We start from the raw sequence: 1,246 nt of genomic DNA on the forward strand, positions 1-1,246 counted from the left end.
GCTCGTATTGCTCTTCTTGCTCACTACCTGCGACTGCTTCCTCCGGAACCTTCCGTCCCAGTATCAGGCTGTCCAGGTCAAAGGGGGAGCTTCACCATGATCGGAAAGAGTAACAAGCGGCCGCCCTCGGTAGTGAAGTGCCAGGGCAGCCAAACCGCCAAGATCAAGCGTGACGGGAGAACGTCCAGAGACGGGACAACCGCAAACGTCACTTTCGATCACGGCCACGTGGGACACGCTGTAAAGGCCATCGTGCTCGATCAGCGAGCGGTCAGGACCCATGGTGAAGAATCGCGGTGGGCCCATGCTCTCCATGATTTTTTTTGCCGCGCCGCTTCCTGCTCCGCGGGATCAGGGCCGTGCGGGTCCCGCATCCGGAAGCCGTGCAGTCGGATGTTGTCGGTGTCGATGTCGTCCGGTTCGGGGAGGCCCTCGCGGACGAAGCCGCAGAGTGCTCGTAGTGCGTCTTCGCCCAGTTCCAGGGGGTGGAACGGCAGCGGGTACGGCTCTTCGTCCTCATCCGGCCAGGTGATGACGTCGGCCGGACGGTCTCCCGCCCAGTAGGGCAGTTCGAAGGGGAGAGGTTCGCCGATGCTCTCGATGATGCCGCTGTCGGGGGACAGGCTCAGGGAGCGGACGAGTCGGCCGTCTTCCCATACGGCGAACGCGAGCCAGTCCACGACGCTGTCCATGGCGTGCAGCACGAGCCGTCGGCCGGTGCTCGCGGCCACCAGGTGTTCCGGGAGCTCGGGGGGACTGCCGATCATCACCCTCTGGTCACCGATGACCTCCACGCCGGGCCAGCTCGCCGCGTACGCCGTCCCTTCCGGGGGGTGCCCCTATCTCTTTGGTCAAGGTGGATGGGGCTGTTCTAGGGCGTCTGGAACGATGTGCTCGTGCATGTTGATGATGAGACGGTGGCAGCGGGCGGGAACGGACCGGAGTGGACGGGTGTGGTCAGTCAGCGTCTCCGTTGCTGCGTCTGTGGTGGGTCGACTGATGGCGCTGTGATTACGTGCTCGTCGAACTGGCGGCGAAGTTCTCTGACGCGCGCCAATGGCTGGGTGCGCATGCGGAGCACCTGAACTCCGTCCTTGCGGAGGGGTTCTCCGTGGAGGTTCACGACATGTAGGGCTGCCGTTGTGGCCTGCGTGTCAATGGCCTTGAAGTGCTCCCCGTAGGCGGCCAGGGTTTCGCCCCACTGGCGGCCTGCGAGATCTCCCCAACGGCGGCCAGTTATCTCCCC

The 1,246-nt window shown here is 64.3% G+C and carries 1 protein-coding gene; it reads right to left on the reverse strand.

Annotation, left to right across the window (positions count from 1 at the left end):
- Window positions 1-260 precede the first annotated feature (260 nt).
- On the reverse strand, window positions 261-794 hold the full coding sequence (locus ACFYR3_RS45770; protein WP_389288368.1) for a DUF6928 family protein: 534 nt from the start codon (window positions 792-794) through the stop codon (window positions 261-263).
- Window positions 795-1,246: the final 452 nt, after the last annotated feature.

It is taken from the genome of Streptomyces sp. NPDC005784, from assembly GCF_042871525.1.
In the GTDB taxonomy this organism is placed as follows: domain Bacteria; phylum Actinomycetota; class Actinomycetes; order Streptomycetales; family Streptomycetaceae; genus Streptomyces.